Source organism: Collibacillus ludicampi (assembly GCF_023705585.1).
GTDB classification, from domain to species: domain Bacteria; phylum Bacillota; class Bacilli; order Tumebacillales; family BOQE01; genus Collibacillus; species Collibacillus ludicampi.
This window is the reverse complement of sequence record NZ_BOQE01000001.1, coordinates 965684-978871: the sequence shown is the minus strand read 5'-3', so window position 1 is coordinate 978871 and position 13188 is coordinate 965684. Positions and strand designations below refer to the sequence as shown.

Sequence of the window (13188 nt, the reverse complement as noted above, 5' to 3'; positions counted from 1 at the left end):
CTCTTCACTTTTTCAACCGGTTTGGAACCCGGCCGATCTATACGTGTTATCGGATTTCGGCGACGATCTTGCCGCGGACATGCCTTTGAGCCAATTGAGCCAGTCCGTCCGGGATTTTCTCAAAGGGGATGACCTGCTCCAGCATGGGGGAAATTTGCTTAGTCCGGACAAGTTCGGCCAGTTCTTGGTTCATTGTCCGAAGATCCTCTTGGGCCACTCGATCACCCGACAGATGCGCAGCCCCCAATGCAACCTCCTGGATGGAGACAGCTTTAGAGAAGGGGCGGATTTTTGAAAAATCGGGAAATCCCGCAATACAGACGAGTCGTCCATTGAAAGCCAGCATCTCCAACCCTGCCGTGGCACTCTGTCCGCTGACGGTGTCCACTACCACGTCGACGCCGCGGCCCTCCGTCAGTTCCATCACACGTTCCGTCATGTTTTCCGCATTGTAATCGATGGCTTCCTCAGCTCCGAGGCGAAGCACGTAATCACGGTTTCGCGCCGAGCATGTAGTGATGACACGTGCCCCGGACCGATTCGCCAGTTGAACGGCGAAACCGCCCACACCACCGGCCCCCGCCTGAATGAGAACTGTTTCTCCGGCATGGATATGTGCCTTGCGGTGCAGAGCCTGATAAGCGGTCATTCCCGCGCAAGGGAGGGCGGCCGCTTCCGTAAAAGAGACCCCATTAGGAATTCGGGCCGCCGTGTGGGCGGTGGTGATGGCGTATTCCGCATAGCCACCCGGTTTGGACAGGTCACCGTGGTAAAACACACGATCACCGACCGACCACTCGGTTACTCCTTCACCCAACGCGTCCACGATGCCGGCAACATCCAAACCGAGCACGAAGGGGTAGTTCCAACCAAGATATCCGTCAGCAGCCAGTTTATAATCCACCGGGTTTAATCCTACTGCCAGCACGCGGACGCGGATTTCTCCGGGGCCGGGTTCCGGTTTGGGCAGATCCGCCATGCGTAATGTCTCCGGACTCCCCGGTCGGTCCAATACCATCGCTTTCATTGATCCACTCACCTCACAGAACTTTTTCCCTGGTTACCATGTGTCGTTGAGCAAATGTAAGGAAGCAAAGGGGGAGTTCCTATGATTTTGGTGACTGTAAACATTGTATAATTGGAGTATATTTTAATGAAGTATGCACTTATAAGTCATATAGTTTCCTAAAAGTAACCAAAAGGGGTGGACATCGTGGACAAGGCTTATCAATGCCCGGTGGAAGCCACACTGGATGTGATCGGTGGGAAATGGAAAGTGCTTATCCTTTGGCATCTGAAAGGGAAGGTTCGTCGGTTCAGTGAGCTGAAGCGGCTAATTCCCAACATCACTCAAAAAATGTTAACACAACAGTTGCGGGAACTGGAGGCTGAGGGATTGATCCATCGTCGAGTGTATGCGGAAGTCCCTCCCAAAGTGGAATACTCCCTGACCGAATATGGAAAAACCCTCAACCCGATCCTGGAGATGATGTGCCAGTGGGGAGCGGAACACATCAATCAGGTGGAAGAAAGAAAGACGGTGGCGCCGGAAAACAATTGAGAGATTCTAGTCACCTCAGGTTGTCTTGAAGCTGAAAGAGGGTGCGAGCACCGATGATTGGGATATGCACTACGGGATGTTGGCGAACCCAGTTCAGGGCAACCTGAGCCGTAGACTCATTTTTTACCTTATAAATACATATGTGTAAAATACATTCCCCTTCGTATTTTTTATATGAACTGTATTTTATTTGAGGGAGTGAACCAACTGTGCCGCTCACGAAATATATCGATAAACTACCCATTCCTCATGTTTTACAACCGAAAAAGAAGGAACGCGGAGTGCCTTTGTACGAAGTCAGAATGAAACAGGTAAAACAAAAACTCCATAGTGAACTTCCAGAGACAACGGTTTGGGGATATGAGGGTATCTACCCGGGGCCCACAATCGAAGTAAAACGCGGCGAACGAATTCAAGTAAAATGGGTGAATGATCTTCCGCCCGATCATCTGCTCCCAGTGGATAAAACAGTACATGGGGCACAACCTCCGACCCCGGAAGTTCGTACAGTTGTTCATCTCCATGGCGGGCACGTACGCCCGGAAAATGATGGGTATCCTGAAGCCTGGTTTACTGAAGGATTCAAACAAACGGGGCCTTTCTTCGTTCATAAAGTCTATGAATACCCGAACTGTCAACGGGCTACCACACTGATGTACCACGATCATGCGTTGGGTATCACTCGTCTGAACGTTTACGCAGGACTGATTGGTTTTTACCTGATTCGTGATGAGCGTGAAAAAAAACTCCACTTACCAAACGGGAAATATGAAATTCCATTGTTAATTCAGGACAAGTCATTCAACCCGGACGGTTCCCTTTTTTACCCGAGACAACCGAATCCCCCGGTTCAAGGAGCGGACCCGTCCATCGTGCCGGAGTTCTTCGGCGATACCAATCTGGTAAATGGAAAGGTTTGGCCTTATTTAGAAGTAGAACCGAGAAAATATCGGTTCCGAATTGCAAATGGGGCAAATTCCCGTTTCTACAGACTGAGACTTTCTTCGGGACAACCGTTTGTTCAAATTGGTACAGACGGTGGATTCCTGGAAACTCCGGTGACAGTGAACGAACTCCTGCTTAGCCCTGCGGAACGCGCAGACGTTATTATCGATTTTTCAGGTCATAACGGGGAAAAGATCCTTCTCACCAATGACGCTCCGACACCCTTTCCCAACGGAAATCCTCCCGATCCTGATACAACCGGACAGATCATGCAATTTCGTGTCAAACAGAACCTTGCACAGAAGGATAAAAGTTCAATTCCGGCTCATCTCAGTTGCATCGAACGTCTTTCAGAAACGGATGCCAGCGGTACGAGAGACCTTACACTCACCGAATCAAGAGACTCATTTGGACGACCTAAGCTGCTACTAACGAGTAGAGAATGGAACGATCCGATTACTGAAGCACCCCTCCAGGGAAGAACCGAAATCTGGAGACTTATAAACAAAACGCGTGATACGCATCCAATCCATTTACATCTCGTACACTTTCAAATCCTGGATCGACAGAAGTTCACCGAAACTTCTACAGGCGAAATCATACCTATCGGTTCAGTGATGCCACCGGATCCCAATGAAAAAGGATGGAAAGACACCGTTCGAGCCAATCCGGGAGAGATAACCCGAATCATCACTCGCTTCATCCCCTTCTCTGGACTATATGTTTGGCACTGTCATATCCTTGAACATGAAGACTATGAGATGATGCGTCCATATGGGGTTGTCGAATCTCCATTGTTTAACCCATGTACAGACAGAGATATTCTCTGCCCTGACGATCGTTTTCGTGATTGCTTTGATTGTCAGAAGGATCATGATAGGGTAGGACTAGCTAAATGGACGCGAACTATGATCTGGAAGATATTAATCAGAAAAATCATCGCAAAACGCGGAAGATAGTCTGACCTCATCGACACTCCCTGCATCGCGACGAAATCTAAAGTATTTCGTAGAATTATTTGCGGATAACCTTAACTCGATGTGCATACGGCCGTACCCCTGTCTGTGCGTTTTTTCTTATTGAAAAAATATACATTACAATGTATAATAATTCATACGTTCCAATAATGATGAGGTGACGGGATCATGAAGATCGCGGTGATTGGTGCGACCGGATACACCGGTGCTGAACTGCTTCGCATTTTATCTATGCATCCACGTGTAGAGGTATCTGTTCTTACTTCCGACTCCTCTGCGGGAAAGTCTATCGCTCAGTTATATCCACATGTACGTGATATTTATAAACACACATTGCAACAAGCAGATCCGGCGGAAATAGCCAAACAGGCGGATCTGGCATTTGTCGCCCTTCCCGGCGGTCTTTCCAGCGGGATTGTTCCCGGGCTGATCGAAGCCGGGCTTAAAGTCATTGACCTTGGAGGAGACTTCCGCTTGCCGGCTCCTCTTTATGAAACATGGTATAAGAAGCAAGCCCCTCCTGTTGAATTGCAGCAACAGGCTGTCTACGGCTTGTCCGAGTGGTACGCGGAAGAAATCGCACAAGCGAATCTGATCACTAACCCGGGCTGTTACCCGACGGCTACTCTGCTAGGATTGCTGCCTCTCGTGAAAAATGGACTGATCGAACTCGATTCGATCGTCGTCGATGCGAAATCAGGCGTATCCGGTGCGGGTAAAGCCCTTTCATTAAACACTCACTATCCAGAAATTAACGAGAATTTAAAAGCATACAAATTAGGTGTACATCAACACATCCCCGAGATTGAAACGCAGCTTGCCCGTGTCGCTGGCGAAGATGTCACGATTTCATTCACTACACATCTCGTACCGATGGTACGCGGCATTTTAACGACTTCCTATGCGCGTTTGAAAGATCGTTGGACGACGAGGGATTTACTGGATCTGTATCAACAAGTGTATGAAGGGGCAACTTTTGTACGCATACGTCCGGAAGGAGAATTCCCCGCAACGAAAGAAGTAGCCACATCGAATTACTGCGACATCGGACTTTATGTAGATGAGCGGACCAGAAGGGTCACTGTCATCTCGGTGATCGATAATCTGGTAAAAGGGGCATCTGGTCAAGCGGTGCAAAATCTGAATTTGATGAACGGCTGGGACGAGGCGACAGGCCTTGGATTTGTCCCCGTGTATCCGTAAATCGACGAAAGGGAGTACCGATATGGAGAAGACACTGCAAAATCTGATCCGTGTGAATGGCGGAGTGACAGCAGCCAAAGGATTTCGTGCCGCGGGGATCAAGGCGGGAATCAAGGCCGGGCGTAAAGATCTCGGATTGATCGTTTCGGATGTGCCGGCAGCGGCAGCCGGTGTGTTCACGACAAATGTCGTACGCGCTTCTTGTGTCACCGTTACGGAGTCGGTTGTCAAACATAGCGGTGTTCTGCAAGCTGTCGTCGCGAATGCGGGAAATGCAAACGCTTGTACCGGAAAACAGGGTGAATTGGACACATTGCAGATGCAACAATGGACGGCCGAGGCGATCGGAATTGATTCCACACTTGTGGGAGTGGCTTCTACAGGTGTAATCGGAGTCCCTCTTCCTATGGATAAAGTAAGCGAAGGCATTCGTCACGCAGCCTCGATGTTACACGTTACAGGCGGAGACGATTTTGCCGAGGCGATCTTGACGACCGATACGTGCAAGAAGGAAATTGCCGTACAAGTGGAGATTCACGGGAAAACGGTAACGGTCGGCGGTGTGGCCAAAGGTTCGGGCATGATTCATCCCAATATGGCAACGATGCTCGCATTCATCACCACCGATGCGGCAGTTCGTGCGGATGCCCTGCAGCGTGCATTATCGCAGATTACGGACAAGACGTTCAATCGCATCACCGTCGACGGGGATACGAGCACGAACGATATGGTGCTTGTTATGGCCAACGGTCTGGCAGCTCATGTGTTGCTGGTCGAAGAGGATCCGGAGTGGGATCGTTTTGTCGGCGCGCTTCACACGGTGTGTTTGCATCTGGCAAAAGCGATTGCACGCGATGGAGAAGGGGCGACCAAATTGATCGAGGTCACCGTGACGGGTACTCGCACGGAAAGCGAAGCGGTGCAGATCGCGAAAACGATCGTTGGTTCAAGCCTTGTGAAAACGGCCATATATGGGACGGATGCAAACTGGGGCCGGATCATCGCGGCTGCGGGGCGGGCTGGCGTGAGTATCGACCCTGGCAAGATCGATGTGAAATTAGGTTCGATCCTTGTTTGCCAAGAGGGGATGGGCCTTGCATTCGATGAAGATCAGGCGAAATCGTATCTGGAGAATGAAACCGTATCGATTACGGTCGACTTGCATCAAGGAGATGCGAACGCCACCGCATACGGCTGTGACCTGACATATGATTACGTAAAAATCAACGCCAGCTATCGTACCTAGAACGGAGTTGAAAGTCAATGACGGAATTGAGGGAAAAAGCGAACACCCTGATCGAAGCGTTGCCCTATATCCGACGGTTTGCCGGAAAGACGGTCGTCATCAAGTACGGAGGTTCAGCCATGGGAGGGCCATTCGAACAGGTGATTCTCGACATCGTATGGCTTTGTCATGTAGGGATCAAACCTGTGATTGTACACGGGGGCGGCAAAGAGATCTCATCCACCCTGAGCCGCTTGGGCATCGAAGCCCGATTTGTGGACGGCCTTCGCATCACTGACGCCCAGACGATGGATGTGGTGGAAATGGTGCTTGCAGGCAAGATCAACAAACGGATCGTCGGGATGTTTGGCAAGCATGGTGTGAAAGCGGTCGGTATCTCGGGAGTGGATGCAGGTACGCTGCAAGTCAAGAAGAAAGAGTACCAACATGGCGATCTCGGACAGGTTGGGGAAATCACGACCGTGGACACGGGTTTATTGACAAGCTTGGTTGAATCAGGATTTGTACCTGTGGTCGCTCCTATCGGAGTGGATGAAAAGGGCGAGCGTTACAATGTGAATGCCGATTCGGCGGCAGGAGCCATCGCCGGTGCGCTCGGTGCCGAAAAACTGGTGTTGCTTACGGATGTTCCCGGTATCATGCGAGAAACGGCAAGCGGGAAAGAAGTGATCTCCCGGATCACGGCGGATGAGATTCGGGAACTTATTGCGGACGGCACGATTTATGGCGGGATGGTGCCAAAGGTCGAAGCATGTCTGGGGGCGCTTGAATCGGGGGCCAAACATGTGCACATCGTGAATGGCGAAGAACCGCATGCTCTTCTGCTTGAGGTGTTCACCGACAAAGGAATCGGTACGATGGTATTGGGAGGGGATTCACATGCATGATGCGATCATGCAGACTTACGGGCGCATGCCCGTAACGATGGTGCGTGGTGAAGGCGCGCGCCTGTATGACGAAAACGGCAAGGAATACCTTGATTTCACGGCGGGGATCGCCGTAACGAACCTGGGGCACAGCCATCCTGCCATCACGGAAGCGATCAGCAAGCAAGCGGCACAACTGATCCACTGTTCGAATCTCTACTATAACCCCTCACAGATCAAGCTGGCCGAAACATTGGTCGAACATTCCTGCATGGATCAAGTCTTTTTTTGCAATTCGGGCGCGGAAGCGAATGAAGCGGCGATCAAGCTTGCGCGCAAGTATGCCTTTGATCATTACGGCCCCGAAAAATATGAGATCATCACGTTTAAAGATTCGTTTCATGGCAGAACGATGGGTGCTATCACCGCGACCGGTCAAACCAAATATCAAAAAGGGTTCGGGCCGCTCGTCCCCGGGTTTCATTATGCGGAAGCGGGAGACTTACATTCGGTCTTGGGGCTGATCAATGAAAAGACATGTGCCATCATGATTGAACCGGTACAAGGGGAAGGCGGCGTGCTGCCGATGAATCCCGATTTTTTGACCGCACTGCGAAAGCTTTGTGACGAGAAAGGGATTCTGCTCATTTTCGATGAGATTCAAACGGGTATCGGCCGGACAGGCACACTTTTTGCGTATGAGCAGTTTTCGATCGAACCGGATATTCTTACACTGGCGAAAGGATTGGCGAACGGGGTACCGATCGGGGCCATGCTTGCGAAGAAACACGTATCCAAGGTCTTCACGCCGGGAACACACGCTTCGACTTTCGGCGGGAATCCGCTGGCGACAACCGCTGCTCTGGCGACACTTGATATTCTTCTCGGGAAAGGATATCTCGAACGCGTGCGTACGCTTGGTAACTACCTGGCGGATCGTCTGGCGGAATTGGTGAAGAAATACGAAATCGCTGTCGAAGTGCGCGGCATGGGTTTAATGAGAGGGGTCTTGCTGAAGGAAGGAGCGGGGGCTGTCGTCTCCGCCGCATTTGAAAAAGGCCTTCTGCTCACAGTGGCAGGGGGAAACACAGTCCGTTTCGTCCCGCCTTTTGTAATCACGGAAGCGGATATCGATCAAGCCGTCTCGATTGTCGATCAAGTGTTAGGAGAAAAATCTATGGAATTTGAAAAATAAAAAAATATGGTTTACAAACTTCTCCAGTCGATATATAATCATTTCCATATCAAATCGTTCCCAAAAGGAGGTCTAGCGATGAAGCGCAAACTGATGATCATCAACCCAATTGCATATTCAATCGTTCGGCCTCCGTGGGATCATCAGGTTCAGTTATAACTTTGATCACCCCTAGATAGCGATAAAAAGCCACTGGCCGTTCTGGCTGTGTGTTTCCCCTCGGGAAATCCACAGTTTGATAAGTCAGTGGCTTTTTATATTCAAAAAACAAACGAAAGGAGGAATGCATGGTGAGAGTTTACATGAATAGGATGAAATGTTTGTTTGTTAAAGGTGACGGTTCCACATAACCGAGATAGGAGGGCTTCGTTTGTTAGCCATTCAAGTGTTCGGATTCTCAATTACGATTTCCATGGAAAAAAGGAAACAATCGCCTCAAGAGATTGAAGGGATGCTGCAAGTTTCACAAATCATGGAGGAGATTGTGGACAATCGTTTAAACATCTTTCGCAAGTTTTAGGATCGATCATATTCCCGATTCCAAACAAGCGGATGCGTATTCTTATTAGAGGTGCGCATCCGTTCGTTTTTCCGTGAAATTACATATCTTCCCTGTATCGGCGCATCCTACAAGCATCGAGAACACGAGGAAAGGATGTCTTTATGCCAAAACAACAAGTACAGCAAGTGCGTACAGTCGCAGAAACGATTTTGGAACAATTGGCGCTCTGGGGGGTGGAGCGCATCTATGGAGTGGTCGGTGACGCCATTCTGGGGCTGATGGATGCACTGGCCAAACAGGATCGAATTCGTTTTATCGCTGTCAGGCATGAATCGATGGCCGCGATGATGGCATCGGCTGAAGCGAAATTAACGGGACGGTTGGGAGTGTGTGTGGCCACCATGGGGCCTGGTATGGTGAACCTGCTCAACGGATTGGCCGATGCACATCTCGATCAAGCCCCGGTACTCGCCATTACCGGGCAGGCCCCTTTGAACAAAGTGGGAGCGGATGATAAACAAGTGATCGATCAACAGGTGATGATCCAACCTCTCGCACGCTTTAGCACGTTGCTCGCAAGTCCTGACGCTACGGTGGATCTTCTGGCGAAAGCGTTGCATATCGCTCAAACGGAAGGGGCAGTCACCCATCTTTCCATCCCGAAAGATCTATTTACACAAAAACAATCTGAACAGGCGCGTCCTCCCGTTCACATGCTGTATGCAAAACATCATTTTCAAGAAGAAGATTTGGTCCCGGCCATCGAGACTTTAAAGTTCGCCCAACGCCCCATGATCGTCGCGGGTGTGGGTGCGCGCAAAGCGATCGATAGCATAAAGACTCTCGCAGAAGTGTGGGGCGCCGGGTTGGTTTTAAGTCTAGGTGCGAAAGGAAGCGTGGACGAGTCGTTTCCGTTGTTGGCGGGCGGAATCGGCGAAGGGGGAAATCCGGATGTTTCGCAACTGATGAATGATGCGGATATTATTTTGCTCGTCGGTGATACATGGTGGCCGGAAGGGTTTGTCCCGAAAGAGGCACGGATCGTGCAAGTGGATACAGCCCCGCGCAATATCGGACACAAAATGACTGTGGAGATCGGTATCGTGGGTGATGCGGGGGCCGTCATACCTGTATTCGTCGACGCGCTCCGGGCACACATGTGCAACCAGAGTTGGCTTCGCAGAGTTCGAGAAGTGAAGGAAAAATGGGACAAAACGATCGAAGAGGAAGGAAACAGGAGCGGTACGCCGATCCCTCCCCAGCGGGTCATCCGTGCCATCGAGCGGACCGTCAGGCCTGATTCGATCCTCACGGTGGATACGGGTGATCATACCGTCTGGTTTAGCCGTATTTTTCGTTCCAAAGGGCAGCGTCTTCTTTTCTCGGGCGATTGGCGCACGATGGGATTCGCATTGCCGGCGGCGATCGCTGCGAAACTCTGCTGTCCGGAACGGCAGGTATTGGCGCTCGTAGGTGATGGTGGGCTCGCGATGTCGCTTATGGAATTGTCGACAGCCGTCCGTTATCTCTTGCCGATCACGCTCGTCGTGATGAACAATGGAACACTGCAAATGGAAAAGAGCAAAATGATCGTACAAGGGTATATGCAAGAGGGAGTGAATTTGAACAATCCGGATTTCGTCGCGCTTGCACAGGCGTGCGGTTGGAATGCAATGAAAGTGGGGAGAGATACGGAACTGGAGGGGGCGCTAGAACAGGCGCTGATGAGCGAACGTCCGACGTTACTGGATGTACATGTTCAGGATACCATTCCGCCTTTAACCGCGAAAAAGCCGCTTCAAGGATAGATTCCTGGAGCGGCTCTAATGATCGTGGAAACCATTGAGCCACCCAGCGGAGCTTTTATTGAAAAGAGGTTGTTCAGCAAGTGAGGAAACAAAGCTCTTGCGTATATTATGGTTTTCTACTTGAGCATGCTCGAACATACCGCGGATGGCTCAAGGAACGGGTACGAGTGAAGGAATATAAAAGATCATGGCGATCTCGTCACAGGTGGGGAATTTTTTGCAATTCATGCAATCTTTCCACACTTTCTGCGGCAATGATTCTTTCTGAATGAGTTGGAAACCGCATTTTTCGAAAAAAGCGACTTGATAGGTGAGCGCGAATACGCGGGCGATTCCCAGCGATTCCGCTTCTTGAATCAATTGTAAAACCAATTGTTTACCGATGCCTTTCCCTTTGGAATCAGGAGCGATGGCAAGCGAACGGATTTCTGCCAGATCAGACCAGAGGATGTGCAATCCGGCCACTCCGATCACCCGACCGTTCTCTTCCGCAACCGTCAATGATTGAAGGTTTTCATAAAGGGACAAGCGTGAACGCGAGAGAAGAAGTCCTTCTTCCGCATACTGTTGAATCAATGTATAGATGGCCTCGACATCGGGCATGACTGCTTTCCGTAAGATCATAATCGATCCCGTCCTTCTGTATTTAAATGCAAGTATATGAATTATTATACGATTTGTGTTCAAAAAAAGTCTACCCTGTCTTGAAAATCAATACTTCACCTACCGGAGTGATTTTTTATTCGTACAGCGGTATACACGTTCGCCCGTTTTCATCGATTTTGTGCACCCGTCCATACGGGAAGCGTGCTTTGTTCGTACAGTAATGATAAAAGCACACAATAAGAAGGTGAAAATGATGGTTCCAGGGATTTGGGCGGGTGGCCCCGGCACCGGATGGTGGGGATTGTCCGGATGGGCAGTCGCGTTTCTGATCGGTTTCATTGTCGTGTTTTTCATCGCCGCAGTCTATTCGGCGTACCTTCCACGGTATTGAATATTCATAATGATGTTTGAGCCCTACGAGCCATTGGCTCTGGGGCTCTTATCTTTTTAGAGAATCATAGAAAACATTTATGAAAAGTAACCAGAAGTGGTGTTATGTGAAACCTATTATGGAAACGCATAATTTCCGTTTGGGGAAGTGAATGTTCTCAAAACGTATGGAATCTATACATTTTTTCAGAATGGCATATATTTTGCTTTTTAAGTCAGCGTATGAAGCGCAGTGTGTATAGAAATCGTTACGATAACGGAATAATTTTTCGAGGTGGAAGACTGAATGTTTTTACAAACGTATGTCCCGCTCTCTCCCGTCGTGTGGTCGGTACTGCTCGCTGTCTTACCGCTCGTGCTGTTATGTTTGCTGCTCGCAACCGCGTGGATGAAGCCGCCTGGTGTATACGGTGTCACATTGTTGCTAACGATCGCATTGGCAGGTGGCGTGTGGAACATGCCGATGGGTATGATCACGAGCACGGTGTTATATGGTGTGCTGTTTGCTCTTTTTCCGCTGTTCTACATGATTTGGAGCTCCTTGTTACTGTTTCGGGTTGCTGAAAAATGCAGATATATCGATTCGATTCAAAATACTTTGAAATCTGCAGAAAATGGAATCGAATGGAAAGTGCTTTTGGTCGGATTCGGTTTGACTGCTTTTATCGATAGTACGGCAGGTTTTTTGGCTCCCATAACAATTGTGACAGCATTATTGTCACAACTGGGAGTCGACAGGGAGAAAAGTGCGGTGGCAACGTTAACGTCTTGTGCAATACCTGCCGTATATGGTGCGGTGGGTGTCCCCATCTTGTTGTTGTCCCAGGTAACAGGGCATCCGCTGACAGAAATTTTACGGCAAAGTGCATGTTATGATTTCGTACCGGCGATGGCTGCCCCTTTTCTCACCTGTTTGGCCACTTGCGGTTGGAAATCGGCGAAACAATTTTTGAGTCCTTGTTTGATTGGGGGTTTTTGTTATGCGGCCGCCACTCTGATCAGTGTGCTTTATATATCTCCTTTTTTAGGTGGGATGATTGGTGCCGGGGTGTACATCGCCGTGATTGTACTGTTGGCGAAGAACCGTAGAATCTTCACGGAAAAATGGTTAGCCAAGCAATTCTTAAAAAGCTGGTGGCCGTTTGTCTTACTGACCCTGTGTGTGATGATCTGGAATCTCCCTATTGTACAAACGGCTCTTTTGCGTATAGGGCGGGATTGGCCGATCCCGATGTTAGACAAATTGGTCATAACGCAAGCTCCATTTGGTCATGGCGCTCTGTCAGCAGTTTGGAAGGGACAGGTGGCAGCATCGGCAGGTACAGCCATGATAGCAGCTTCGCTCCTTACCGCTCTCACTTCAGGAATGGGATGGCGAGCCTGGTTTCAAATATTCATCTCATCATTATATTCCATGCGATGGGTTGCCTTTAATTTGTCTATGATCTGTTCCGTAGGATTTTTATTGGTATATAGCGGAATCGCAGGGACACTCGCTTATCCATTTCAGCACATGGCTGCGGGATATCTGCTGATTGCCCCTCTGATGGGATGGTTGGGAACTTTTTTAACGGGCAGCAATGCGGCGTCGATTGCGCTGTTTGGAGGTTTGCAGACATTCGCCGCGCAAATGGTACGCTTACCGCCATCGGGAATCGCCGCTTGTTTTGCTGTCGCTGCGGTAGGGGGGAAGATGATCGCTCCGCAGGCTCTTGAAGTGGCTGTTCAATCGGCCGGCCTATCTTCAGGTTCCGAATCGAAACTTCTAAAGAGGCTCGCAGGTTTCAGTCTATTCGTTCCGCTTTTGTCATCAGTTGTGGCAAGCGTGTGGAAACTGGCTGGAATGACTTAGGTTCCAAAACGATGCAATTTAGAACCACTTTAGGAAT

At 49.7% G+C, this 13188-nt stretch carries 13 protein-coding genes; 10 read left to right on the top strand and 3 right to left on the bottom strand.

What is annotated here, in order from left to right:
* Positions 1-46 precede the first annotated feature (46 nt).
* Entirely contained in the window at positions 47-1027 is a 981-nt protein-coding gene (locus DNHGIG_RS04955) for a zinc-binding dehydrogenase (RefSeq protein ID WP_282198625.1), read from the bottom strand.
* 186 nt (positions 1028-1213) lie between these two features.
* Between DNHGIG_RS04955 and DNHGIG_RS04950 the strand changes: the two genes are divergently transcribed.
* On the top strand, positions 1214-1561 hold the full coding sequence (locus tag DNHGIG_RS04950; protein ID WP_282198624.1) for a winged helix-turn-helix transcriptional regulator: 348 nt from the start codon (positions 1214-1216) through the stop codon (positions 1559-1561).
* 10 nt (positions 1562-1571) lie between these two features.
* Here DNHGIG_RS04950 and DNHGIG_RS20945 read toward each other — a convergent pair whose 3' ends face one another.
* Positions 1572-1805, bottom strand: coding sequence for an aldo/keto reductase (locus DNHGIG_RS20945; RefSeq protein WP_369414670.1), 234 nt, complete (start codon positions 1803-1805; stop codon positions 1572-1574).
* Here DNHGIG_RS20945 and DNHGIG_RS04945 point away from each other — a divergent pair.
* From DNHGIG_RS04945 to DNHGIG_RS04915, 7 genes are all read left to right on the top strand, one after another.
* Positions 1771-3465, top strand: coding sequence for a multicopper oxidase family protein (locus DNHGIG_RS04945; protein WP_282198623.1), 1695 nt, complete (start codon positions 1771-1773; stop codon positions 3463-3465). The two genes, DNHGIG_RS20945 and DNHGIG_RS04945, sit on opposite strands and share 35 nt — an antisense overlap.
* Before the next feature lie 186 nt (positions 3466-3651).
* Positions 3652-4686 (top strand): N-acetyl-gamma-glutamyl-phosphate reductase, encoded by a 1035-nt coding sequence (gene argC, locus DNHGIG_RS04940; RefSeq protein WP_282198622.1) that lies wholly within the window; start codon positions 3652-3654, stop codon positions 4684-4686.
* 22 nt (positions 4687-4708) lie between these two features.
* Entirely contained in the window at positions 4709-5932 is a 1224-nt protein-coding gene (argJ, locus tag DNHGIG_RS04935; RefSeq protein ID WP_282198621.1) for a bifunctional glutamate N-acetyltransferase/amino-acid acetyltransferase ArgJ, read from the top strand.
* A 17-nt stretch (positions 5933-5949) separates the two neighbouring features.
* A complete protein-coding gene (argB, locus tag DNHGIG_RS04930; RefSeq protein WP_282198620.1) occupies positions 5950-6819 on the top strand; it encodes an acetylglutamate kinase in 870 nt (289 codons plus the stop codon).
* Complete coding sequence (locus DNHGIG_RS04925; RefSeq protein WP_282198619.1) at positions 6812-7993, top strand: aspartate aminotransferase family protein; 1182 nt, start codon at positions 6812-6814, stop codon at positions 7991-7993. The genes argB and DNHGIG_RS04925 overlap by 8 nt, the downstream gene beginning before the upstream one ends.
* A gap of 370 nt (positions 7994-8363) precedes the next feature.
* Positions 8364-8513 carry a YrzI family small protein gene (locus tag DNHGIG_RS04920; RefSeq protein WP_282198618.1) on the top strand — a complete coding sequence of 50 codons (150 nt, stop codon included), beginning with the start codon at positions 8364-8366 and terminating at the stop codon, positions 8511-8513.
* 143 nt (positions 8514-8656) lie between these two features.
* Positions 8657-10303 (top strand): thiamine pyrophosphate-binding protein, encoded by a 1647-nt coding sequence (locus DNHGIG_RS04915; protein ID WP_282198617.1) that lies wholly within the window; start codon positions 8657-8659, stop codon positions 10301-10303.
* Positions 10304-10453: 150 nt separating this feature from the next.
* Here DNHGIG_RS04915 and DNHGIG_RS04910 read toward each other — a convergent pair whose 3' ends face one another.
* A complete protein-coding gene (locus tag DNHGIG_RS04910) occupies positions 10454-10927 on the bottom strand; it encodes an N-acetyltransferase (protein ID WP_282198616.1) in 474 nt (157 codons plus the stop codon).
* A 235-nt stretch (positions 10928-11162) separates the two neighbouring features.
* On the opposite strand from DNHGIG_RS04910, the gene DNHGIG_RS04905 reads away from it, so the two are divergent.
* Together DNHGIG_RS04905 and DNHGIG_RS04900 are read left to right on the top strand one after the other, a co-directional pair.
* A complete protein-coding gene (locus DNHGIG_RS04905; protein WP_282198615.1) occupies positions 11163-11300 on the top strand; it encodes a hypothetical protein in 138 nt (45 codons plus the stop codon).
* Between the two features lie 285 nt (positions 11301-11585).
* Complete coding sequence (locus tag DNHGIG_RS04900; RefSeq protein ID WP_282198614.1) at positions 11586-13151, top strand: L-lactate permease; 1566 nt, start codon at positions 11586-11588, stop codon at positions 13149-13151.
* Positions 13152-13188 lie beyond the last annotated feature (37 nt).